This is a genomic window from Salegentibacter mishustinae (genome assembly GCF_002900095.1).
GTDB classification, from domain to species: Bacteria; Bacteroidota; Bacteroidia; order Flavobacteriales; family Flavobacteriaceae; genus Salegentibacter; species Salegentibacter mishustinae.
In genome coordinates, this window is the sequence record NZ_LLKN01000001.1 from 512,882 (window position 1) to 536,461 (window position 23,580).

General features: G+C 37.9%; 19 protein-coding genes. 8 read left to right on the forward strand and 11 right to left on the reverse strand.

Annotated features, from left to right (window positions below; genetic code table 11):
* The first annotated feature begins 112 nt into the window (after positions 1-112).
* The 3 genes from APB85_RS02345 to APB85_RS02355 all read left to right on the forward strand — a co-directional run bounded on the left by APB85_RS02345 (position 113) and on the right by APB85_RS02355 (position 4,296).
* Complete coding sequence (locus APB85_RS02345; RefSeq protein ID WP_057480542.1) at positions 113-3,412, forward strand: amidohydrolase family protein; 3,300 nt, start codon at positions 113-115, stop codon at positions 3,410-3,412.
* A gap of 114 nt (positions 3,413-3,526) precedes the next feature.
* Positions 3,527-3,868, forward strand: coding sequence for a DUF202 domain-containing protein (locus APB85_RS02350; protein WP_057480543.1), 342 nt, complete (start codon positions 3,527-3,529; stop codon positions 3,866-3,868).
* A 59-nt stretch (positions 3,869-3,927) separates the two neighbouring features.
* Positions 3,928-4,296, forward strand: coding sequence for a DUF6122 family protein (locus APB85_RS02355; RefSeq protein WP_057480544.1), 369 nt, complete (start codon positions 3,928-3,930; stop codon positions 4,294-4,296).
* A 134-nt stretch (positions 4,297-4,430) separates the two neighbouring features.
* Here APB85_RS02355 and APB85_RS02360 read toward each other — a convergent pair whose 3' ends face one another.
* Both APB85_RS02360 and APB85_RS02365 read right to left on the reverse strand, forming a co-directional pair.
* Positions 4,431-4,790 (reverse strand): DUF779 domain-containing protein, encoded by a 360-nt coding sequence (locus tag APB85_RS02360; RefSeq protein WP_057480545.1) that lies wholly within the window; start codon positions 4,788-4,790, stop codon positions 4,431-4,433.
* 2 nt (positions 4,791-4,792) lie between these two features.
* Positions 4,793-6,292: an aldehyde dehydrogenase family protein gene (locus APB85_RS02365; protein WP_057480546.1), complete on the reverse strand. Its 1,500-nt coding sequence runs from the start codon at positions 6,290-6,292 to the stop codon at positions 4,793-4,795.
* Positions 6,293-6,405: 113 nt separating this feature from the next.
* On the opposite strand from APB85_RS02365, the gene APB85_RS02370 reads away from it, so the two are divergent.
* Entirely contained in the window at positions 6,406-7,323 is a 918-nt protein-coding gene (locus APB85_RS02370) for an AraC family transcriptional regulator (RefSeq protein WP_057480547.1), read from the forward strand.
* Here the strand turns inward: APB85_RS02370 and APB85_RS02375 are convergent.
* Complete coding sequence (locus APB85_RS02375) at positions 7,320-8,213, reverse strand: DUF302 domain-containing protein (RefSeq protein WP_057480548.1); 894 nt, start codon at positions 8,211-8,213, stop codon at positions 7,320-7,322. The genes APB85_RS02370 and APB85_RS02375 overlap by 4 nt on opposite strands.
* Before the next feature lie 179 nt (positions 8,214-8,392).
* Here APB85_RS02375 and APB85_RS02380 point away from each other — a divergent pair, with 179 nt between their 5' ends.
* Both APB85_RS02380 and APB85_RS02385 read left to right on the forward strand, forming a co-directional pair.
* Entirely contained in the window at positions 8,393-9,007 is a 615-nt protein-coding gene (locus APB85_RS02380; RefSeq protein WP_057480549.1) for a deoxynucleoside kinase, read from the forward strand.
* A 12-nt stretch (positions 9,008-9,019) separates the two neighbouring features.
* Positions 9,020-9,685 carry a sterol desaturase family protein gene (locus tag APB85_RS02385; protein WP_057480550.1) on the forward strand — a complete coding sequence of 222 codons (666 nt, stop codon included), beginning with the start codon at positions 9,020-9,022 and terminating at the stop codon, positions 9,683-9,685.
* Positions 9,686-9,687: 2 nt separating this feature from the next.
* Here APB85_RS02385 and APB85_RS02390 read toward each other — a convergent pair whose 3' ends face one another.
* The 8 genes from APB85_RS02390 to APB85_RS02425 all read right to left on the reverse strand — a co-directional run bounded on the left by APB85_RS02390 (position 9,688) and on the right by APB85_RS02425 (position 21,414).
* Positions 9,688-10,722, reverse strand: coding sequence for an App1 family protein (locus APB85_RS02390; protein WP_057480551.1), 1,035 nt, complete (start codon positions 10,720-10,722; stop codon positions 9,688-9,690).
* A gap of 63 nt (positions 10,723-10,785) precedes the next feature.
* Positions 10,786-13,242 (reverse strand): DNA ligase D, encoded by a 2,457-nt coding sequence (ligD, locus tag APB85_RS02395; RefSeq protein WP_057480552.1) that lies wholly within the window; start codon positions 13,240-13,242, stop codon positions 10,786-10,788.
* A 3-nt stretch (positions 13,243-13,245) separates the two neighbouring features.
* Entirely contained in the window at positions 13,246-14,025 is a 780-nt protein-coding gene (ku, locus tag APB85_RS02400) for a non-homologous end joining protein Ku (RefSeq protein WP_057480553.1), read from the reverse strand.
* Between the two features lies 1 nt (position 14,026).
* Entirely contained in the window at positions 14,027-14,275 is a 249-nt protein-coding gene (locus APB85_RS02405; RefSeq protein ID WP_057480554.1) for a DUF7218 family protein, read from the reverse strand.
* Positions 14,276-14,635: 360 nt separating this feature from the next.
* A complete protein-coding gene (locus APB85_RS02410) occupies positions 14,636-17,071 on the reverse strand; it encodes a sodium-translocating pyrophosphatase (protein ID WP_057480555.1) in 2,436 nt (811 codons plus the stop codon).
* Between the two features lie 113 nt (positions 17,072-17,184).
* Entirely contained in the window at positions 17,185-17,703 is a 519-nt protein-coding gene (locus tag APB85_RS02415) for an inorganic diphosphatase (protein WP_057480556.1), read from the reverse strand.
* A gap of 64 nt (positions 17,704-17,767) precedes the next feature.
* A complete protein-coding gene (locus APB85_RS02420) occupies positions 17,768-20,263 on the reverse strand; it encodes a DUF5686 and carboxypeptidase-like regulatory domain-containing protein (protein ID WP_057480557.1) in 2,496 nt (831 codons plus the stop codon).
* Positions 20,264-20,433: 170 nt separating this feature from the next.
* Positions 20,434-21,414: a pyruvate dehydrogenase complex E1 component subunit beta gene (locus tag APB85_RS02425; RefSeq protein ID WP_057480558.1), complete on the reverse strand. Its 981-nt coding sequence runs from the start codon at positions 21,412-21,414 to the stop codon at positions 20,434-20,436.
* A gap of 310 nt (positions 21,415-21,724) precedes the next feature.
* On the opposite strand from APB85_RS02425, the gene APB85_RS02430 reads away from it, so the two are divergent.
* Together APB85_RS02430 and APB85_RS02435 are read left to right on the forward strand one after the other, a co-directional pair.
* On the forward strand, positions 21,725-22,471 hold the full coding sequence (locus tag APB85_RS02430) for an electron transfer flavoprotein subunit beta/FixA family protein (RefSeq protein WP_057480559.1): 747 nt from the start codon (positions 21,725-21,727) through the stop codon (positions 22,469-22,471).
* A gap of 121 nt (positions 22,472-22,592) precedes the next feature.
* A complete protein-coding gene (locus APB85_RS02435) occupies positions 22,593-23,555 on the forward strand; it encodes an electron transfer flavoprotein subunit alpha/FixB family protein (RefSeq protein ID WP_057480560.1) in 963 nt (320 codons plus the stop codon).
* The last annotated feature ends 25 nt before the right edge of the window (positions 23,556-23,580 follow it).

Sequence of the window (23,580 nt, forward strand, 5' to 3'; positions counted from 1 at the left end):
AAACCGTATCGAGAACAGATTGAAAGAAATTAACACTTCTCGATACGGTTTCGATTATCATTGGAAACCACTCGAAGTAACAGCTATTACAAATATTCATTAAAATCACGCTATGCTTAGAAAATTCCTCCCGGCTATTATTTTACTTATGACCGTTCCAAACCTTTTTTCTCAAGAAAAGGAAAAAGAAGAAGAAAAGAAGTGGGACGTAAATGATCCCTATTCTGACGATTGGAATATTAAAGAAGTACCTCTTAAAACGGATGAAGGCACCTGGATGAATCTTGATGTTTCTCCAGATGGAAAAACCATTGTTTTCGATCTTTTAGGTGATATATATAAAATGCCAATTAGCGGCGGAAAAGCAGAACTTTTAAGAAGTGGAATGGCTTATGAAGTTCAGCCGCGATTTAGCCCAGATGGTTCTAAGATATCCTTTACCAGCGATGCCGGTGGAGGCGATAACATCTGGATTATGAATACGGATGGTGAAAACGCAGAACAACTTACCAAAGAAGACTTTAGGTTATTGAACAATGCGGTTTGGACACCGGACGGAAATGCCATTGTAGCCAGGAAACATTTTACTTCTGGCCGTTCTCTTGGGGCCGGCGAAATGTGGTTATATCACATTGGCGGCGAAGGAGGCTTACAACTTACCGAGCGTAAAAACGATCAACAAGATGTAAACGAACCAAGCATTTCTCCAGATGGTCGCTACCTTTATTACAGCGAAGATATGTATCCCGGCGGAATGTTTCAGTATAACAAAGACCCTAACAAGCAGATCTATGTTATAAAAAGATACGATTTTGAAACCGGTGAAAATACTACAATTACCGGTGGCCCAGGTGGAGCAGCGAGACCACAAGTTTCACCCGATGGAAAGAAACTTGCTTTTATAAAACGCGTTAGAACCAAGTCGGTTTTATTTATTCACGACCTGGAAACCGGCGAGGAATGGCCGGTTTACGATAAATTGAGTAAAGATCAGCAAGAAGCCTGGGCAATTTTTGGGGTTTATCCAGGATTTAGCTGGATACCTTCAGGAAAAGAACTCGTTTTCTGGAGTGAAGGAAAAATCAACAAAGTAAATATTGAAGATTATTCGTCTGAAATTATTCCTTTTGAAGTTGAAAATACTATAGAGATCGCTGAAACCCATAAAAGTGAACACCAGGTATTTTCCGAAGAATTCAATCCTAAAGTGATTCGTCACGCGGTGACTTCCCCTAACGGAAAAACACTTGTTTTTAATGCAGTAGGTTATTTATGGAAAAAATCTTTACCAAACGGAAAACCTCAGCGTATCACCAATGGCGAAGACTTTGAATTTGAACCTGCATTTTCACCTGACGGAAAAGAGATCGTTTATGTAACCTGGAGCGATTCAAAAATGGGTGCATTAATGAAAGTAGGTTTAAATGGAAGAAATCCGCAAAAACTCACTTCAGAAAAAGGTATTTATAGAAATCCGGCGTTTTCAAACGATGCTAAGCAAATTGTTTTTGTAAAAGAAAAAGGCAATAGCGACCAGGGACAAACCTTTAGTAAAGAACCGGGAATTTATACGATTAGTGCTTCAGGAGAAAATAAAAAGAAAATCCACGATTCCGGAGATTTCCCAATGTTCAGCAAAGACGATTCCCGAATTTTCTTCCAAACCGGTGGCGCGCTAATGGGCAGTTTGGAAAAGAGTTTAAAAAGTATTGATCTAAGCGGAAATGACGAGCGAACGCATATCAATTCAAAACATGCAAATCGTTTAGTGCCAAGCCCAGATAATAAATGGGTAGCATTTAGTCATTTGCACCAGGCCTATTTGGCTCCCCTAACTTTAACCGGCAGGCCGCTGGATTTAGATAATAACACTAAAAGTATTCCGGTAACACAAATTACCAAAGATGCCGGGATGAACCTGCATTGGTCGAACAACAGCCAAAATGTACACTGGACGTTGGGTGATGAATATTTTACCAATAAAGTTTCAGAGCGTTTTAATTTTCTGAAGAACTCACCCGATTCTATTCCTGATATCACTGAGGAAGGAACCAAAATAGGGTTGCAACTAAAAACCGATGTTCCGGAAGGGCAAATTGCCTTTACGAATGCCAGAATTATCACTATGAATGGCGATAAGGTAATTGAAAATGGAAGTATTGTAATTAAGGAAAATAAAATTGTTTCAGTAGGGGAAGCTTCCGAAGTTAATATTCCGAATAATGCGAAAGTTTATGACCTGGAAGGAAAAACAATAATGCCGGGTATTGTAGATGCCCACGCCCATATTGGTGCTTTTAGATATGGCTTAACACCAGAAAAGCACTGGCCGTTATATGCAAATATGGCTTTTGGAGTTACTACTGTTCACGATCCTTCGGCCTTAAGCGAAAGCATTTTTAGCATGGCAGAAATGGTGAAAGCCGGTGAAATGGTAGGCCCAAGAATTTATTCAACTGGAATTATTTTATACGGGGCTGAAGGCGATTTTAAAGCCGTAATTAATAGCCTGGAAGATGCTAAATCGGCTTTAAGAAGAACGAAAGCCTTTGGAGCGACTTCGGTAAAAAGTTATAATCAGCCGCGCCGTGAACAGCGCCAGCAAATAATGCAGGCGGCAAAAGAACTGGAGATGAATGTGGTTCCCGAAGGTGGAAGTACTTTTTTGCATAATATGAATATGATTGTAGACGGGCACACCGGGATAGAACATAATATTCCCGTAGTACCTGTGTATAAAGATGTAAAGACACTTTGGGGCAATAGCAACACCGGTTACACCCCTACTTTAATTGTAAATTATGGCGGAATAAACGGTGAATATTACTTCTATGAAAAAGATAATGTGTGGGAAAATGAACGTTTGCTGAATTTCATGCCACGACAAATTGTAGATTCCAGATCAAGACACCGTACTAAACTTCCTGAAGAAGAATATAGAAACGGACCTATTTTGGTTTCAGAAACAGCCAAAGAACTTTCAGACATTGGCGTAAAAGTTAATCTTGGGGCGCACGGACAGTTACAGGGACTCGGTGCTCACTGGGAACTGTGGTTATTGCAAATGGGCGGAATGACCAATATGGAAGCTTTACAAGCGGCAACAATTAACCCTGCTGAATATATAGGAATGGGTAACGAAATTGGATCTTTGGAAGAAGGCAAACTAGCCGACCTGATTGTTCTGGAGGAAAACCCTTTGGAAGATATTCGTAATTCTGAATCGGTTATTTATACGATGGTAAACGGTAGATTATATGATGCTGAAACTATGAACGAAATTGGAAATAACCCGAAAGAACGCGGCGAATTCTATTGGGAAGACAATAAATACAATGCAGCTTTCCCATGGCACGAAAGCACACAAAGCTTTACAGCACCCGGTTGTACCTGCCATAGGTTGACTAATTAAAAACTAAATGCACAAACTGGATAGTTGAATTTAAGTTCTTGCTTAAACAAACCGAATTTGGTAACTTTTAAAGCAAATTAACTATCCAGTTTCTATGCTGAAATATGAAATTTTATGAGAAGGGTTAAATTTGGAAAGCTTTTTACTCACAGAAAGATAGATGAAAGTATTATTCGTGAACATCTAGCGCTGGAAAGAACTAAGCTCGCCAATGAACGTACGTTGTTGTCCTACACCCAAGCGGCTATGTATTTTCTGCTGGGTGGTTTGGCTTTAATTCAACTCAAGGAATACCAGGAGATGCATTATATTGGCTATCTGGCCCTGGTCATTTCTGTATTGTTCCTTACTATTGGTATTTGGCGATTCATTGTACTAAAAAATAAGATGAAGGATCTGTTAAAGGGCAAAATAGAGTCTTCAGCTGAAGAGGAAGAAGAGCCTGAAAACAACTAATAAGTTTATTGAGATCCAGGGTTCGATATTTTTTAAGCTCCAATTTTTAAAAATTTCAATTGCAAACATTCACGCATTATTTTCTTCATTTTATAGCTATTGGTGCTATTGCCTGGTTTTACGATAAAAAGAACTGGAAAAAGAACTGGCTTATCTTACTCGCCACTATGGCTGTAGATCTTGATCATGTTTTTGCCTCTCCATTATTTGATCCCATGCGCTGCGGAATTGGTTATCATCCCCTGCATTCTCATTATGCTATTATCGGCTATATTTTTGGGGTGTTTTTTATTAAAAACAGAGTCTTAAAATTGATATTCATAGGTCTACTATTTCATATGCTTACCGATTTTATAGACTGCCTGTGGATGTTTTCTAAATGTGGGGAATGCTATACTTCTTCTGAAATCTATAAGTGGTTTAATTAAATTTTTTAGAAAAATTTAAACATCAAATTTAAGGAAAAGCCTCGGAGCATTAAATCTCGATTATCGAGTAAAAAAGCCTGAAAAACTGAATATTTAGGGTATATCCAGCTTTCAGGCATTGCTTAAGCAACAATTTAAGGGTTTAGATTTTTGTTTTCTTCGTCATTCAGCATTCTTGATTTTATAAGAAATCGGTATCCGGTAGGGATATCTAGCGAAAAACTTCCGCCTCTACCTTTGATAATATCTACGGTTAAGTGAGTGTGTTTCCAATACTCAAATTGGTCGTGGCTCATATAAAATTTTACACCGCCAACTTCACCCAGTAGAATATCATTATCATCAATATAAAAATCCTCTTTTGGCAGCAACATAGGCGAAGACCCATCGCAACAGCCACCGCTTTGGTGAAAAATCACCTCCCCGTGCTGTTGCTTAAGTTCTTGCAACAGTTTTTCTGCTTCAGGAGTTATATCTACTCTTTTATAGTCCATTTCTAAAAGAATCCCAGTTTATTCTTATCATAAGAAATTAGCATATTCTTGCTTTGTCTATAATGATTAAGCATCATCAAATGATTTTCTCGTCCGAATCCAGATTTTTTATAACCTCCAAACGGTGCGTGTGCAGGATAATCGTGATAACAATTTACCCAAACCCGCCCGGCTTTTATTGCACGTGGAATTTGATATAATTGATGCGCATCTCGCGTCCAAACTCCGGCGCCAAGACCATACATCGTATCATTTGCAATTTCAATGGCTTCGGCTTCATCTTTAAATGTGCAAACCGCAACTACAGGTCCAAAAATTTCTTCCTGGAAAACCCTCATTTTATTATGTCCTTTTAGGATAGTCGGCTGAATGTAAAATCCGTTGGCCAAATCTCCATCAAGTCCTGCTGCACCACCGCCAGCTAAAACCTCGGCGCCTTCATCCTTGCCTATCTTAATATATTCCAGGATTTTCTGATGCTGATCACTGGAAGCCTGCGCTCCCATCATCGTAGACTCCTCAAACGGATTACCCATTTTTATAGCCTTGGTACGCTCTATCACCCGCTTAATGAATTCGTCGTAAATATCTTCCTGAATTAAGATCCTGGATGGTGCGGTACAAACTTCACCCTGGTTAAATGCGAAAAGCACAGCGCCTTCAATACATTTATCAAGGAAAGCATCATCGTGATCCATAATACTATTAAAGAAAACGTTGGGCGATTTTCCTCCCAGTTCCATGGTTACCGGGTGCAGGTTTTTTGAAGCATACTGCATAATTAATTGTCCGGTAGTGGTTTCTCCTGTAAAGGCCACTTTATCTACATTTGGGCTGGAGGCCAAAGGTTTTCCTGCCTCAGGACCAAAACCGTGAATAACATTAAAAACTCCCGGAGGTAAAAGATCTGCAATCTTTTCAGCTAAAAATGTTGCAGAAGCAGGCGTCTGTTCCGCAGGTTTTAAAACTACGCAGTTTCCTGAAGCTAATGCGGGCGCCACTTTCCAGGCAAGCATCAATAATGGAAAATTCCATGGAATAATTTGAGCAACCACGCCAAGTGGCTCGTTGATAATTAAGGAAAGGGTATTTTCGTTAAGTTCTGTTGCCGATCCTTCTTCTGCTCTTATCGCTGAAGCAAAATATCTAAAATGATCTACTGCCAGGGGAACATCGGCATTCATTGTTTCACGAATGGATTTCCCGTTATCTGCCGTTTCCATTTGCGCAAAAGTTTCCAGGTTTTCGTGAATCACATCAGCTATCTTATGTAGAATCGCAGCTCGCTCTGAGGCGGACGTTTTGCCCCATTCATGTTTTGCATTATTAGCAGCTTCAATGGCGCTTTTTACATCTTTCTCGTTAGATCTTGGATATTTGGCCAATAACTTATTATCTACCGGCGAATGATTTTCAAAATACTTTCCGTCTATAGGATCCTGGAATTTCCCATTAATAAAATTGCCATATTTTTCCTTAAATTTTGGTGCTGAGTAGCTCATAGAAGTAAATTTTATAATTTATCATTCCAATATCTTTAATTTTAAGATTAATTAATTGAACTTTTCTACAAATAAATACTACATTACTACTATGTTATTAAATTAATTAGGTTTTGAATACTAATTTATCAAACTATAATCGCAATTTGAAGTTAAAAACTTCAATCGAAAACAGGACGATCTACAGTGCTGATTATGCTGAACTAAACGTTTTTGAAACCCGGCAGGTAGCAGAAAGTGTAAACCTTCAGTTTAGCTTTCCAATTATTGCAAGTATGCTTACGGGTAAAAAAATAATGCACCTGGAAGGAATGAAATCTTTTGATTTTTTCCCGGGAGAATCTGTAGTGTTACCTTCAGATAAAAAGATGGTCATAGATTTTCCGCTGGCCAATTCAAAAAATCCTACGCGCTGCCTTGCCCTGGGAATTGATCCCGATAAAATAAAAGAAACCGTAGAAATCTTTAATGAAAATACGCGTATAGATTTTGAAAACGATCAACATAGCTTTGATGCCAGTGCAGTACACCTGGCCAATAACCAACAGGTACAATTTGTGTTAGATCGTATTTTTAGTACTTTCTTGGAAGATGATAAAGCTAAAGATGCGTTGTTAGATTTAATGGTAAAGGAACTTATTATAAGGTTACTTCAAACTAAAGCAAAAGTAATGCTTCTGGACAATGAAACGCTTTTTGACAATAATAGAATGGCGTTTATCGTAAAGTATATGCGAGAACATCTTACCGAAAATATTCAGGTAGATAAACTCGCAGATAAAGCCTGTATGAGTACTTCAAATTTTTACCGGAGCTTTAAAAATACGCTTGGAGAAAGCCCTATAGATTACTTAAACGGAGAACGTATAAAATTTGCGAAGAAGCTTATTCAGAGAACAAATGATAAGTTTGCCGATATAGCTTATAAAAGCGGATTTAACAACACTAGCTATTTTAACCGCCAATTTAAACGCTTTGAAAAAATTACGCCTAATCAATACAGAAAGTTGGTTAATGATAATATTTCCTAATATTTTGAAGCATTCCTACTAAGATTCTCCAAAGTATTTTTCATTGTTTCCAACTCGGGAATATTGTTGGTAATTTTAAACCTTTCTGCTAAAAATACAGGATCGTTATAAGAAATTTTCACCACGCCGGCTTCATCACGCCATACCAGAAATTTAACCGGCAACTCCAGGGCTATTTTTGCATTTTGCTGCATAATTGGAGTGCCAATTTTTGGGTTTCCGAAAATTATTAATCGGGTTGGGCGCAATCCCAGGTTTATCTCTTCAGCATTTTTAAAATGATCTATTTCTGAAAAGATCTTTAGATTAGGATTAGTTTCAATCGCAGACACCAACCGCTCGTAGGTAGTATTAAAATCAAACTCACTAATTTCTGAAATAATCCCCTGGTGCTTCTCCAGCTTAAACTTGCCAGACTTTTTAACCCTGTTTCCCGAAGCTTTTGAGGCAATTTTTTTTAATCCCTTATTGATCAGTCTAAGATTCTTTGCTTTTTTAAGCTCGTATCTTTTTTTTAAATAATTAATACTACTATAGGTAATGTGTGTTTCATCATCTTTTGTATAAACTAATATTTTAAGCGGAAGATCCAGACCTGCCAATTGATCACATTGCATCAACAAAGTACCCTGTTTGGGATTTCCGAAGATAAACAGACTTTTATCTGAAAGTTCTAAACCGGCTTCTGCAGCTTTTTCCGAGTGTCGAATTTCGGTAAAAAGAGTAATAGAATTATTTTGTTTTAAGGTTTTTGCCAGTCGTAAATTGGTCTCATCAAAACTATAATCACTGCGCGTAAGCATCAGGTGATCTTTATCTTTTTCCTGCGCCATTGCTAATTGAATTCCGCAGAAAAAAACCAAGAAAAAATATTTTAACAGGGATTTCATAGCCTTAAATTCTACTTTAAGTTAATCAATTTTAGGGAGATATAGAATCAAAAACTTTAGCTTTTCAAGATTTATGAGTATTTTGACAAGGTGTAAAAATTCAGGGAATCTTAATTCATGTATCTTTACATCCTCGCTTTTTAAAGCGGCCCTAACAACTATCTAATTATAACGAATTTATGCACGTAGCGATTGCAGGGAACATTGGCGCCGGAAAAACCACCCTCACTAAATTATTAGCAAAACATTACAACTGGGAAGCACAGTATGAAGATGTTTTGGAAAACCCCTATCTCGAAGACTTCTATAATAAAATGGAGCGTTGGTCTTTTAACCTCCAGATATACTTTTTAAATAGTAGGTTTCGGCAAATACTCCAAATACGCGAAAGCGGAAAGAAAATTATTCAGGATAGAACGATCTACGAGGATGCGCATATTTTTGCACCCAACCTGCACGCGATGGGTTTAATGACCAATAGAGATTTCGAAAACTATAGCTCCCTTTTTGATCTTATGGAAAGTGTAGTACAGGGACCCGATCTTCTTATTTATTTGAGAAGTAGTATTCCAAACCTGGTTTCCCAAATTCATAAAAGAGGACGCGATTACGAAAACTCTATTTCTATAGACTATTTAAGCAGGCTAAATGAACGCTATGAAGCCTGGGTACATAATTACAACAAAGGCAATCTATTGATCATTGATGTAGATAATATTAACTTTGTAGATGATCCTGAAGACCTGGGAAATATTATAAACCGTATTGACGCTGAGATTCACGGATTGTTTTAAAAACTCGAAAATATGGAATCAACAAAACTTAAACGGCCAAAGCACAAGGGTTCTCCAAAGTTATTTGACAACCCAATTTTAGAAAAACTTACCCATACACATATTTCACTTCCTTTAATTATTTTTGGAGTAATTGCAGTGGCTTTAATCTACTACGGAATTATCGAAAAAGGTTTTGAAGCACCAATAATGGTAGGGCTATTCGTAGCCGGACTTTTCTTTTTCACTTTCGTAGAATATATTATGCACCGTTACCTCTACCATATTCCTGCTACCAGTGAAAGAAAGAAAAAGATCTCTTACACCATGCACGGCGTGCATCACGATTACCCTAAAGACAAATCGAGATTAGCAATGCCACCGGTTTTGAGTTTAGTTGTTGCTACCGTACTTTTTATAATTTACCGGGCGGTTCTGGGGGATTATGTCTTTGGATTCCTGGCAGGATTTTTAATAGGATATGCCGCTTATCTGGCAGTACATTATTCGGTACATGCTTTTAAAGTTCCTAACAACTTTCTTAAGATTTTATGGCAACATCACAGCATTCACCATTATCGAGAATCAGACAGAGCTTTTGGTGTTTCTTCACCCCTATGGGATCATATTTTTGGAACAATGCCCAGAAAAACCAGGGCAAGTAAGAAAACTGCCGTTGGAAATAGTATTGATGATTAACCTTATATAAATCCGTGTTCCTTTGCGTGTGCCACGGCTTCTTGTGAAGATTCTACCATAAGCACCGGCGTGGTTTCAAAATTATCTATAATACTGCGCACGCGGTTCATTTGCTTTTTATGATTTACACTTCGTAGGTAGATTGCCAGGATCCTATCTGGATGTTGCGCTGCAATTTCAGTATAAATAGAAGCATCGTGTTCGCCACTGTCTCCAATTAGAATAAATTCCATATTTGGATAAGTTTGCAAGATATTATTGATTTCCTTCTGTTTATGCGGCTTTTCAGGTTTTATACTGCCATCAAATGGCGTTCTGAATTTCCGAAGTAAAATTGGCCCTTTCGGGAAAGCGTTGTGATCTAAAAAAAGTTTGAGATATTCATATAAATTCCACGGACTGTTACTTAAATAGAAAATTGGATTATTAGGCGTACCGTCGCGGCCTTCGTGCAATTTCTGATAAAACTCGGCAGCTCCCTTCAGTGGAATTCTATCATAGGCATTGGTTAATAATGAATTTTTAAGCAATCTAAGTTTTAAAAATGAAGTAACACCGGTATGTAAAATGGTATCATCTATATCGCTAATTACCCCATATTCTGCTTCAGGATGCGGAATTAAAAAACTACCGGTAAAAGGATCTTCCAGTAATTCGGTTTTCTTGCCCATTGGGCCTTTGTAGTAAAGATCGTAATCTAACCAACCTTCTTCATCTGAGTGTTCTGCCAGGTTTTCCTTTACTTCATCTTCAAATAAAAAATAACCTTCAGCATTGGTTTCTGTACTCGTTTGCACTTTTCCGGGTAGGCTTAAATCTACTTTTGCCTCTGGAATTTCGAACGTATCAAACTGCTTATAAGTTGTTTTTATGGTTTTAAAAAAATTAGCTTCCTGCGTTATTTTTAGGGGTTCGTTATCCAAAACACGCCCTTTAATATATAAGTGCGAATGCGTGCCATAGCTTCTATAAGGAGTAATTAAAACCTGATCAATTAATTTGTACCTACCGGCAAGCTTGCGTATTCTTTTCTTCATTAATTTCCGCTTTTGGTCAAGTTAAAAATTATCAGGAAGTCGCGCCTTGCTTTTAATTAAACTTTAGGAAGATTCTAAGCTTTGCATAGCCTGCTCCATATCGATTCCCTTTTGGAGTACTTTTTTAAATAGATCACCTTTTTTCTGAATTCGTTGCGACATATTTTTAATGTTGAAATCCAGAATTTTGAGTCCGCTTTTTACTTCTTTCCATTCTAGTGGAGCGGAAACCGGCGCACCGGGTTTTGGGCGAGCACAATAGACTGAAGCCAGGGTTTGACCTCTTCTATTTTGCAAATAATCGAGATATATCTTGTCTTTTCGCTTCTTTTTAGCGCGATCCATACTGGTTATTTTCGGAACTTTTTCTGCAATATAATAGCACAGCAATTTGGTGAAGTCACGTGCCTCTTCATAATTATAATTTCCGCCTAGCGGAATATAAATATGAAGTCCGCTGGAACCGGAAGTTTTACAGAAACCCTCAATTTTGGCTAAATCCATGACTTCTTTCGCGGCCTGGGCAACTTCAATCACTTCATCAAAAGTATTTTTATCTGAAGGATCTAAATCTATCACCGTATAATCTGGATTATCCAGGTTATCAATCCTTGAATTCCATGGATTGATCTCTATACAACCCAAATTCGCCATATATAAAAGCGTAGCCTCGTTCTGGCAAAGCAAATAGTCGATGTCTTTTTCTGAAGATTCCGAATAAATTTCAGTAGTCGCTACCCAATCGGGTAAATTTCCTTCGTTATCTTTCTGGTAAAAGCCTTGTTTTTTGATTCCATTGGGATGCCGATGTAGATTTTGTGGCCTGTCTTTTAAATAAGGCAACATCACTTCTGAAACCTGTATATAATAATCTATTAAATCGTATTTTCTAAACCCGGAATCTGGCCAATACATTTTATCTAAATTGGTAAATGGCACTTCTATACCATCTATTTCCAGGATTTCGGCAGATTTCTTTGAAGAAGTTTTTTTTGTTTGCTTTTCTTTTGAAGTTTTATTTTCAATAACTTCTTCCGCTGAAATTTCTTCGGGATCTTTATCTTTTCGGAGCGCTTTAAAAACTGGATGTCGTAGTTTTCCTGTTTTTGTAATTTCCGAATACTTTACCTCAGCAACCAAATCGGGGCGCATCCAAACCGGCTCTCTCCCTTTTAAATTTATTTTTTCTGAAAAAGGAGAGGTTTTACGTTCCCTACTTTTAAACTTTTTCAACAATTCTTTCTGTTCATCATTTGAAAAACCGGTCCCGCAGTTCCCTATATATTTTAGCTCATCATCTTCATAAGCGCCCATAATCAAGGAACCAAAAACAGCACCTTCTGAAGTGGTGTATCCGCAAATAAGCACTTCTCGTGAATTCTCATCCTTTATTTTTAACCATTTTTCAGTTCTATAGCCTGGAGAATAGGTAGCATCTGCTTTCTTAGCGATCACCCCTTCCATGCCTGAATCTATGGCTTTTTTATAAAAGGCCGTTCCCATACCTTCAATATGGTCACAATATTGAACCATGTCCAGGTCTTCAATAACTTCAGGAATTAAACTTTTTCGTTCTAAAAGCGGCAGATCTAACATAGAATGCCCGTTGAGAAAGAGCATATCAAAAACATAGAAACGCAAGCTTCCGCGAGTATTTTCATCGTAATTTTGTAAAGCCTGAAACTGTGAAATTCCATCTTTATTCAAAACCACAATTTCACCGTCTAAGATCACATTATTTTCAACCTGCTCTAAATCCTCTACCAGTTTTGGAAATTTAGAATTAAAGGAAATCCCATTGCGGGAATAGAGATCAACCTTGCCGTCTTCAATATGAGCCAGGGCACGATAACCATCCCATTTTAACTCGTAAATCCAATCGGGGTCGTTAAAAATTTTCTTGCCGGTGGTAGCGAGCATTGGCTTTATAAATTCTGAAGGGTTTATTTTTCTAACTTTCCCTTCTTGCTTTTTATCGGCTTTATTTTGGCCTATTTTTTCGGTAAAAACTTCCGCATCATAATCCAGATCGGTAGAGAAATCATCGTTTTTTTTAATAAGTAGCCACTGGTTCTTTTTATCTCCTCGCTTAGTTTTTACCAAAGCGAATTCACCTTTAATTTTGCTACCGGTAAAAACGATTTTCAGGTTACCATCTTCCCATTGTTCTTCCAGGTTATCCTTAGTTTTCGCAGCAGCTTTAAAAGTGCCTTTATCCCAAATCTGCATTTCCCCCGCTCCATAATTTCCTTTTGGGATAGTACCTTCAAAATCTAAATATTTAACGGGATGATCTTCGGTTTCAATCGCCAGGCGTTTATCTTTCGGATTCATCGAAGGTCCTTTAGGTACGGCCCAGCTTTTAAGAACGCCATTCATTTCCAGGCGTAGGTCATAATGCAAGCGGGTAGCTTCGTGCCGCTGAATAACAAACCGGCCGCGATTTTCGGTAGAAAAATCGGCGCCGGGTTCTGGCGTGTTTTTAAAGTTTCGCTTTTTTTTATAATCGGCTAAACTCATCTTTTAGGATGCTTTAGACTTTTTCTTTTTATCAAGACTGGCTTTTAATTTAGCCATAAGATCTTTTGCCTCGGTAGGCTCATCTTTAAATTTCTGTGGTTTAGGTTTTTTCCCGGTACTTTTAGATTCAATAATTTTCATTAATTGATCATTATAAACATCTTTATATTTATCGGGATCAAACTTTGTAGTGTACTGATCTATTAACGAAATTGCCATATCAACCTCTTTCTTGGCAACTTTGGTTTTGGGAAGTTTAATATCTTTTGTCTCCCTAATTTCTTCCGCAAATCTTATTACGTGTAAAACCAAGGCTTTATCGTAGACTCCAACCAAACTCAAATGTTCTTTTTGCCGCATCACAAAAGTAGCCACACCTAACTTTCCGGTTTTTTTAAGCGCATCACGAAGTAGATTATAGGATTTACCACCCTCTTTTTGCGGCTCCAGGAAATAAGGTTTTTTATACAGAACCTCGGCCACCTCATCCTCTTCCACAAATTCTTCAATATCTATGGTTTTACTTTTCTTAAGGTTGGCATTTTCAAAATCTTCTTTCTCTAAAACCACGTAATCCTCATCGTCCTGCTTAAAACCTTTTACAATATCTTTCCACTCCACTTCTTCTCCGGTATCTTCATTTACTCTTTTGTAACGAATACGTGCATTATCATGCCGATCTAACATATCGAGATCGAGCTTTCTGCTTTCTGAAGCCGAGTATAATTTTACCGGGATAGAAACCAGTCCGAAGCTAATAGAGCCATTCCATATAGATCTCATTCTAGTGGTTTCTAAGGGCTTTAATCAATTCATCCTTGCTCATATTGCTCCGACCTTCAATCCCTATCTCCTGGGCTTTCTCATAGAGTTCCTCTTTGGTACGCTCTTCATATTTGTCGGCCTTCCCCCCTTTCTTGCCCGATTTTGAATCATTGGCAATTCTCGCAGCTTTAGATTTGCTCATTCCTTCATCACGAAGTTCCTCGTATTGTTCATCGTTTTTAATTGATGGTCCATGATCTTTAGCCATAATATTCAATTTTAATTTAGATTTCTTTTCTATTTAAAATTAAAGGAATTAACGTGGAAGCTTAGTTGTAGCTTTGTTAAAATTGAAACACCCTTAAACTTCAAACTGAATTAAAAAATTTCTGGTAAGCTCAGCTTAAGGCACCGAAACCTTATGTGCAAGAATAGAGAAATAAAAAAGAGGCTTCAGCCCCTTTATATATAAAGAAAGAGACTGTTTGAAAAACCTCTTTTTCATCAAGCTGTCCCGAAGTGTCGGGATTCTTTCAGCTTCTAACTTATTAGATCCTGAAATAAATTCAGGATGACGGTTTTCAGAAAAAATCAAACAGTCTCCTTTATTTTCTAAAACCTGAAATTATTAGGCTTTATCTTTTAAATCCTGTACCTGTTTTTCAACTTCAGCTTTAGTACCCGTAAAGGTTTTTTGCTGAACTGTGGTTTTTCCTTTTTTAGTAGTGGTAATTCTTACTTTAGCGATAGTTTCACCTCCTTCTGAAGTCATATTCACCTGAACTTCTTTTGAAATATCTTCAGCTATGGCTTCAGTATTCATAGTGTTTTCCATTTCTACAGAAATATCTTCATTAGGAATATCGCCTTCGGTATGGCCACCAAGAATTGGGGCAATCACCAAACCAATTAAGCAGGTTAATTTTATTAAAATATTCATCGAAGGACCTGAAGTATCTTTAAAAGGATCACCAACCGTATCTCCGGTTACCGCCGCTTTATGGGCCTCAGAACCTTTGTAAGTCATTTCCCCATTAATCATTACTCCTGCTTCAAAAGATTTTTTAGCGTTATCCCAGGCGCCTCCGGCATTATTCTGGAAAATTGCCCAAAGCACTCCGCTTACCGTAACCCCGGCCATATAACCGCCAAGCATTTCAGCAATTAACACATTTTCATATCCAAAAAGCATCGGAATCAGGGCGATCGCGATAGGGAAACCAATGGTTAAAACTCCTGGAAGCAGCATTTCTTTTAAAGCCGCTTCAGTAGAAATCGCCACACATTTATCATATTCAGGTTTCGCGGTTCCTTCCATTATCCCGGGAATATTTTTAAACTGTCGTCTAACTTCTTCCACCATTTTCATGGCTGCTTTCCCAACAGATTTCATTGCTAATGCTGAAAAAACAACCGGCACCATACCGCCGATAAATAACATTGACAAAACCGGTGCTTTAAAAATATTGATCCCATCAATCCCAGTAAAGGTTACATACGCGGCAAAAAGCGCCAGAGAAGTAAGCGCTGCTGAAGCGATCGCAAAACCTTTTCCTGTGGCTGCCGTGGTGTTTCCTACAGAATCCAGGATATCTGTACGTTCTCTAACCTCAGCTGGAAGTTCGCTCATTTCAGCAATTCCACCTGCATTATCGGCAATAGGGCCAAAAGCATCGATTGCCAACTGCATTGCCGTAGTCGCCATCATTGCTGAAGCCGCAAGGGCAACGCCGTAGAATCCCGCGAAAGCGTAAGATGCCCAAATAGCAATTGCAAATAATAATACTGAAAGAAATGTTGAGATCATTCCGGTAGCGAGACCGGCAATAATATTTGTTCCTGCCCCTGTACTTGAGTTTTGCACGATAGAAAGCACCGGTTTTTTACCGAGGCCTGTATAATATTCTGTTACTGCTGAAATCACCCCACCAACAACAATTCCTACTAGACAAGCGTAAAACACCCTGATGGATGAAATATCCATATATTCAAAACCTTCGGCCCCGCCAACAAAAAAGCCCATCGTTAGGGTTTCTTTAGGAAGCATCCAGGTTACCAAAAAATAACTGGCAACTGCTACAAGAATTATAGCGGTCCAGTTTCCAATATTTAAAGCTTTTTGAACTTCAGCTTCTTTAGCCGAGTTACTGCTAATTTTAACTAATAAGGTTCCGATTATGGAAATTATTATACCCGCACCGGCAATAGCCATAGGCAGTAAAATAGGGCCAATTCCGCCAAATCCGGCATCGACGATATTTCCACCCATATCTTCGATAATATAGTTTCCCAAAACCATCGCGGCAAGAACGGTGGCCACATAACTTCCAAAGAGATCGGCACCCATTCCGGCAACATCCCCAACGTTATCACCCACGTTATCTGCAATGGTTGCAGGGTTTCGAGGATCGTCTTCAGGAATTCCTGCTTCAACTTTACCTACTAAATCGGCTCCAACATCGGCCGCTTTGGTATAAATTCCGCCACCTACACGGGCAAACAAAGCTATAGATTCGGCTCCAAGGGAAAAACCGGCAAGGGTTTCCAGGACTACCGTCATTTGTGTAGTATTGGTCCATTCACCTCCCATAAAATAATGAAAGAAAAGAATAAAAAAACCGGTAAGCCCCAATACGGCAAGACCGGCAACGCCAAGCCCCATAACGGTACCGCCACCAAAAGAAACTTTTAATGCCTGGGGCAAACTTGTCCTGGCCGCCTGTGTGGTTCTAACATTAGTTTTTGTAGCGATTTTCATTCCCATGTTTCCGGCAAGGGCAGAGAAAAACGCACCAAAAATAAAAGCAACGACAATAAGGTAATGCGTGGTTGGCACTATATAGGCAATTGCAGCTAGTGCAATACTGGCTCCTACCACAAAAAAACTAAGTAATTTATATTCTGCATTTAAAAAGGCGAGCGCCCCTTCGTAGATGTGTGAAGAAATATCTTTCATCTTGCCGTCCCCGGCATCCTGTTTAAGTACCCAGGAACGTTTGGCCCACATAAAAATGAGGCCAACGACTGCAAGTATTGCAGGCATATAAATCATCATTGATTCCATATTAATTGTTAAGTTTTAGTTAATATGGCTAATGTAGTAAATCAATGATAATTAAAAAAGCAATAACTTTTTAAGGTTATTGCTTTTAAATCATCAAAATTATATGATTGAAATTACGGTTGTATTCCAAATTGACCTTTATCACCATCAAAATTCTCAAAACGCTCTACACACTGCTTTATAATTTCACGAGCTTCAGTGGCATCTCCCCAACCACCAACATCAACTTTCTTCTTTTCAAGATCTTTATAAACCTTAAAAAAGTGTTCAATTTCTTTAATCATATGGCCGTTTAATTCTTTTAGATCATTCAATCTATTCCAAATTGGATCTGAAACCGGCACACAAATAATTTTTTCATCCGGTCCTTTTTCATCGGCCATGTGGAAAACGCCAATTGGCTTAACTTCCATCACAACACCAGGGAAAGTTGGCTCACTTACCAATACCAAAACGTCTAATGGATCGCTATCCTGCGCAAGGGTATTTGGAATAAAACCGTAATCGGCCGGGTACATCATTGAAGAAAAGATCATCCTATCGTAACGGACTTTCTTCAATTTAAAATCGTACTCATATTTGTTTCTACTCCCTTTCGGGATCTCTATTAATACATCAAAACTATCTGACATTTTCTTTCTTTTTTCTCATTTAAGGGCGGCAAATATAGTGAAAATCAATATTAATTCGGCGTATTTAGAAGTGAAAACCAAAGGAAGCTGTTACCGCAAAAGACCGCGACTCTGGAACATCGAAATAGTTTCCTCTAAAATGGGCTTCAATACTTAGAAATTTAAGAATATTTCCTACTCCTATACTATACTCGTAATATGGTGCTCTACTTGGTGCCCGCAGCGGAATTCCAGAAGCATTTAAAGCTTTATTTTCTTCTGAAATTTCTCCCCAAACCGCTCTGGCGCCTATTAATTCCCGTAAATTTAATTCTCGTAAAAGCGGAATTCGGGCAAATAATCGTCCATTGAAATTATGATCAAAATGCGCTGAAACATAAGTATCGGTTACAAATTCATAGAAATTAAGGACGGGAAATGAATTATACATAGCGAAATAAGTTTGGTTTCCCGGCACCACGTTTAAGAGTCCCAATGGAACTTCGCCAAAAGTTTTACCAGCTTCCAAACTGGCATTCGCTCTTCCAAATCCGCCAATTCTAAGCGGCTGATCGTAAAAAAATTGCACTTTCTTATAATTGAAATCGCTATTAAAAACGTTTTTTAAACCCAAGGTGTAATTAAAGAAAAAAGTAGGAAACTCCTCTTCATTCACTACATTTCGTTCAACTCCAAATCCAGAAGTTTGCCTACCGGGAGTATAAGTTAAAATGGTAGAAATTTCGGTTTGCTTTATGGTTGAAGCAGTTTCGGTTTGAGCTTCATTAGTATAATAATCTAGACTAAATGCCGGGGAGGCCGAACTTAACTCGCGATATGAAACGCCAAAACGGACATTAAAATTATACCAGGGCTCAATTTCGAGATTTACGGTACTTAAATCTATATTACTCAATTTATCGTTATCGCCCACGCTTACCAAGCCAGATGATGCTAAGCTACGCCCTAAAACATCTGTAGTATTAGTGGTTAAACTTGCGCCCAGTTGTTCTATATCGCGTCTTTTTCCGCCAGAAATAATTAAACGTGACCTGGAATCTAAAAGCCATTTCCCCGAAATTCCATATTTAAATTTATCGTCTTTAAAACCATAGGCTAAATACCCTTCAATTCGCCAGGGATCGTGTTGCCCAAAATAAGTTCTACCGCCCACACGGGTTCTAAATCCTTCTACTTGATTATAGTCAAATAGCGAATACACAGGGCCAAAATCCCAACCGTCAAATTCTACATAACCAGATTCTGCGATGGTGGCGATATCGTAAATTCTATTAAAGGCGGGAACCCTGGTTAAGCTATCCAGCATCACATAAACATCTTCCTCTTCTCTATTGAGCTCTTCCAAACGATTTTCTTTCCAAAACTGTTTATCCCGTATATAAACTTCTTCGTTGAATTTATAAGCTCGCTTATCGTAAAAATCTTCTGCTTTCTTTATGTTGAATTGATATTCATCAAAAACCCGAGTACGTTTTGCGTAAACTCCTTTTGAATTTTCTTTCTTGGTTAAGGAGAAATTAGCCTGGAAATAATCTTTGGAAATTAAAAAAACAGAATCGTTAAGCACTTCAAATTCCTGTTCTATATAAAGTTCTTTTACCCAGTTTATATTGGTATCACGGGAAGCTTCAAGATTAATTTTCTTTACCGCCCAGGTAGTATCGTTTACCCAAAAATCTCCTTTAAAAGTTAATTCATTCTCGCGACGCGGATAATAAATAATATTGTAGCACCATTTATCTTCTATATACGTACTATCGCTTAATACATAATTGTAATTGTTGATGCCTGTTGTAGAAAGCGGACTTACAAAGCTCTTGTCAAAAACCTTGATATAATTGTTGTAGACATTATATTCATCATACACATCTTTTACCGCAGCGATTAGGTTTTGATTTTGCTCAAATCCAGAATTCTTATTTCCTAGAAGATCTTCGCGTTTTTCATTTTCAATATTATCTCCGTAAACCATAGAAACCGATTCATTAATGAAAACAGGTAGAATAGTTTTTCCCGAAATTCTATTGGTATCAGAATAGTCAAAAATAAATTCCATACCATTAAAAATCGGGTTTTTCACTACAGAACTATCAATCCCGTCTAAATCGAATTCCAGTTTTTCGTATTTTTTGTACTGATATTGTTTAAAGGCAGAAACGCCATTATCGCGTTTATTTTCCCATATCTTCTTTAGAATATCTATAGCGGGATTGTTCTTTTTTGAAGTTTTACCCCTAACAATTTTAACCTCACCTAGACTGGAAGTCTCTTCCTGTAATTCAATTTCAAGAGATAGATTGGTTTTTTGCTGAAGCGGGATTATTTCCGTTTTATAACCGATAAAAGAAACTTTTAGTTCGGTATGGTTATTTTCACTTTGTAAATAGAACTTCCCGTTTTCCCCCGAAGTGGTTCCTTCCGAAGAATTATTAAAGATCACATTTACAAATGGAAGCGCTTCGCCGTTTTGGTCTTTAACCACACCGCCAACTTTGGTTTGTGCCATAAGCATGGTACAGCACATTAATAAGAATAGGGAAAGAAAATTTGCTTTCGTCATCTTCATTCTTCAGGGCAAAAAAAAACTTCACCGAATCAGCATCCGATGAAGTTTCAAATTTATAAGGAATTTCTATCTATTTGTAAGTTTATTCCAATAATGGAATTACTCACAGACTTATAATTAACTGACTGTTTATTACTAATTTTTGCGTCCAGCATCCTGCTGGTTTAGTCAATATACATAACCTGCTTCACTGCTTTAATAACATCGTCGCTGTTTGGCAACCATTCTTTAAGCAATACAGGAGAATAAGGTGCCGGAGTATCGGCAGTGTTTATTTTTACTATTGGCGCATCTAAATAATCAAAAGCTTTAGATTGTACCTGGTAAGTAATTTCAGTAGAAATATTTCCAAAAGGCCATGCTTCTTCTAAAATCACCAAACGATTGGTTTTCTTAACCGATTCGATAATGGTTTCATGATCCATAGGACGAATTGTTCTAAGATCTATGATCTCACAAGAAATATCGTCTTCAGCCAACTTATCAGCTGCCTTGTAAGCTTCTTTTATAATTTTTCCGAAAGAAACAATTGTTACATCGCTACCTTCTCTTTTAATATCGGCTTTACCAATTTCAATTACATACTCTTCTTCTGGCACTTCACCTTTATCACCATACATTTGCTCGCTTTCCATAAAGATTACAGGATCGTCATCTCTAATTGCAGCTTTAAGCAAACCTTTAGCATCATAAGGATTAGAAGGAACAATAACTTTTAGACCCGGGCAATTGGCATACCAGCTTTCAAAAGCCTGGGAGTGCGTTGCACCTAACTGACCTGCTGAAGCGGTTGGCCCTCTAAAAACGATAGGGATATTAAATTGCCCACCACTCATTTGGCGCATTTTGGCCGCGTTGTTTATTATCTGGTCAATTCCAACTAAAGAGAAGTTAAAGGTCATAAATTCAATGATTGGTCTGTTACCATTCATTGCTGAACCCACACCAATTCCAGAAAAACCAAGTTCTGCAATTGGAGTATCTATTACACGATCAGGGCCAAATTCGTCCAACATACCTTTAGAGGCTTTGTAAGCACCATTGTATTCTGCTACTTCCTCGCCCATTAGATAAATAGACTCGTCTTTTCGCATCTCTTCGCTCATCGCTTGCTGAACGGCTTCCCTAAATTGAATTGTCTTCATTATATGCTATACTATTTAATATATCTTGAAAGAACAAAAATAGTAATTCAATAAAGTTTTCCCCACTAATAATCCACAAAAATTTACAGGTGAGCTGCAGGCGTAGCATAAAGCGCTATTCCAATTAATAAATAACCAATTTTTAGCATTATTTCGAGATTTAAATTGTGATTATTACGGTTTATTTAAGGATTCAATAAAATTTAAGGAAATAAAAAACCTGAAATTTATTATGCGTGCATAGCATTTTTTGAATTAAATTATGTAACTTCGTGAACGAAATCGTTATAAATTTTAAAAACTCGCTATAATGAAAATATTAGTATGTATTAGTCACGTTCCTGATACTACCTCAAAAATCAATTTTACCGACGGCGATTCGAAATTCGATACCAACGGAGTGAATTTTGTGATTAACCCAAATGATGAATTTGGACTTACTCGTGCTATGTGGTTTAAAGAAAAACAAGGCGCAAGTGTAGATGTGGTAAATGTAGGTGGTGCTGAAACTGAACCAACTTTAAGAAAAGCCCTGGCCATTGGAGCCGATAATGCTATAAGAGTAAATACTCCTGCAACCGATGGTTTCCAGGTAGCAAAACAATTAGCAAAAGTTGCTAAAGATGGTGGTTACGACCTAATAATCGCCGGCCGCGAATCTATTGATTATAACGGAGGAATGGTACCGGGAATGCTTGCCGGAATTCTTGACGCTAATTTCATTAATACCTGTATAAGTTTAGAGGTTGAAGGTGATAAAGCTACAGCAATTAGAGAAATAGATGGTGGTAAAGAAACCTTAACCGCTTCCCTTCCGTTAGTAATTGGAGGACAAAAAGGTTTGGTTGAAGAGAGCGACCTTAAGATCCCAAATATGCGAGGAATTATGCAGGCTCGTAAAAAGCCGCTTAATGTTGTAGAACCCGATGAGGCAGCTACTCATACCGAAGCTGTGAAGTTTGAAAAACCAGCTCCAAAAGGAGATGTAAAACTGGTAGACCCAGAAAATCTAGATGAATTAATAGATTTACTTCACAACGAAGCCAAAGCAATATAAAAGGAAAATCGTTTAGGTTTTAAAAACCTTTAAAGGCTATTAAAGAATTAAAAATTAGATTTTCCGCTTCTGCTGAAATAAATTCAGTCCAAGCCGCGGAAATGAATAAAAAAATATAAATATGTCAGTTTTAGTATATACAGAAACCGAAGATGGCAAGTTTAAAAAAGCTGCTTTTGAAGTTGCTTCTTATGCAAAAGAAGTAGCCGGCGGCGATGAAGTGGTTGCAGTAAGTTTTAAAGCTACTGATGCTTCTGAACTTGGAAAATATGGTGTTAGCAAAGTGCTTAACATCCAAAACGATAAATTAGGCAAATTCAACGCTGAAGCTTATGCTGATGCCTTAACTCAAGCCGCAAAGAAAGAAGGAAGCAAAATAATTGTGGTAAGCCAAAGCGCGAACAGCAAATATGTGGCTCCACTTTTAGCTGTGGATTTAGAAGCCGGTTACGCTTCTAACGTAATGGCAGCACCAGAAAGCACAGATCCTTTTACAGTAAAAAGAAGCGCTTTCACCAACAAAGCTTTTAATTTCACTAAGATCACTACCGATGTGAAAATTGTGGGATTATCTCAAAATGCTTTCGGTTTAAAAGAAAATGAAGCTGAGGCTACAGTAGAAGATTTCTCTCCTGAATTAAAAGATGAAGATTTTTCAGTAAATGTTGAATCTGTAGACAAAGCCAAAGATAAAGTAACTATCGCCGATGCTGAAGTTGTTGTTTCTGGTGGTCGCGGACTTAAAGGTCCGGAGAACTGGGGAATGATAGAAGAAATGGCAGATATTCTTGGCGCAGCTACCGCTTGTTCTAAACCTGTTAGTGATATGGGTTGGAGACCGCACAGCGAACACGTTGGGCAAACAGGAAAACCTGTAGCATCTAATCTGTATATCGCTGTAGGTATTTCGGGAGCTATTCAACACCTTGCAGGAATCAACGCTGCCAAGACTAAAGTTGTAATCAACAACGACCCTGAAGCGCCTTTCTTTAAAGCCGCAGATTACGGTGTAGTAGGTGATGCTTTTGAAATCGTTCCTAAACTAAACGAAAAACTAAAGGAATTTAAAGCGAAAAACGCATAATTTTTATAACTTGCACCCCTTAAAA

What these genes read in the sequence shown, in the direction of transcription:
- APB85_RS02345 (WP_057480542.1), top strand. Translation starts at nt 113, where the DNA reads ATGCTTAGAAAATTCCTCCCGGCTATTATTTTACTTATGACCGTTCCA.
- APB85_RS02350 (WP_057480543.1), top strand. Translation starts at nt 3,527, where the DNA reads ATGAGAAGGGTTAAATTTGGAAAGCTTTTTACTCACAGAAAGATAGAT.
- APB85_RS02360 (WP_057480545.1), bottom strand. Translation starts at nt 4,790, where the DNA reads ATGGACTATAAAAGAGTAGATATAACTCCTGAAGCAGAAAAACTGTTG.
- APB85_RS02365 (WP_057480546.1), bottom strand. Translation starts at nt 6,292, where the DNA reads ATGAGCTACTCAGCACCAAAATTTAAGGAAAAATATGGCAATTTTATT.
- APB85_RS02375 (WP_057480548.1), bottom strand. Translation starts at nt 8,213, where the DNA reads ATGAAATCCCTGTTAAAATATTTTTTCTTGGTTTTTTTCTGCGGAATT.
- APB85_RS02380 (WP_057480549.1), top strand. Translation starts at nt 8,393, where the DNA reads ATGCACGTAGCGATTGCAGGGAACATTGGCGCCGGAAAAACCACCCTC.
- APB85_RS02385 (WP_057480550.1), top strand. Translation starts at nt 9,020, where the DNA reads ATGGAATCAACAAAACTTAAACGGCCAAAGCACAAGGGTTCTCCAAAG.
- APB85_RS02390 (WP_057480551.1), bottom strand. Translation starts at nt 10,722, where the DNA reads ATGAAGAAAAGAATACGCAAGCTTGCCGGTAGGTACAAATTAATTGAT.
- ligD (WP_057480552.1), bottom strand. Translation starts at nt 13,242, where the DNA reads ATGAGTTTAGCCGATTATAAAAAAAAGCGAAACTTTAAAAACACGCCA.
- ku (WP_057480553.1), bottom strand. Translation starts at nt 14,025, where the DNA reads ATGAGATCTATATGGAATGGCTCTATTAGCTTCGGACTGGTTTCTATC.
- APB85_RS02405 (WP_057480554.1), bottom strand. Translation starts at nt 14,275, where the DNA reads ATGGCTAAAGATCATGGACCATCAATTAAAAACGATGAACAATACGAG.
- APB85_RS02410 (WP_057480555.1), bottom strand. Translation starts at nt 17,071, where the DNA reads ATGGAATCAATGATGATTTATATGCCTGCAATACTTGCAGTCGTTGGC.
- APB85_RS02415 (WP_057480556.1), bottom strand. Translation starts at nt 17,703, where the DNA reads ATGTCAGATAGTTTTGATGTATTAATAGAGATCCCGAAAGGGAGTAGA.
- APB85_RS02420 (WP_057480557.1), bottom strand. Translation starts at nt 20,263, where the DNA reads ATGACGAAAGCAAATTTTCTTTCCCTATTCTTATTAATGTGCTGTACC.
- APB85_RS02425 (WP_057480558.1), bottom strand. Translation starts at nt 21,414, where the DNA reads ATGAAGACAATTCAATTTAGGGAAGCCGTTCAGCAAGCGATGAGCGAA.
- APB85_RS02430 (WP_057480559.1), top strand. Translation starts at nt 21,725, where the DNA reads ATGAAAATATTAGTATGTATTAGTCACGTTCCTGATACTACCTCAAAA.
- APB85_RS02435 (WP_057480560.1), top strand. Translation starts at nt 22,593, where the DNA reads ATGTCAGTTTTAGTATATACAGAAACCGAAGATGGCAAGTTTAAAAAA.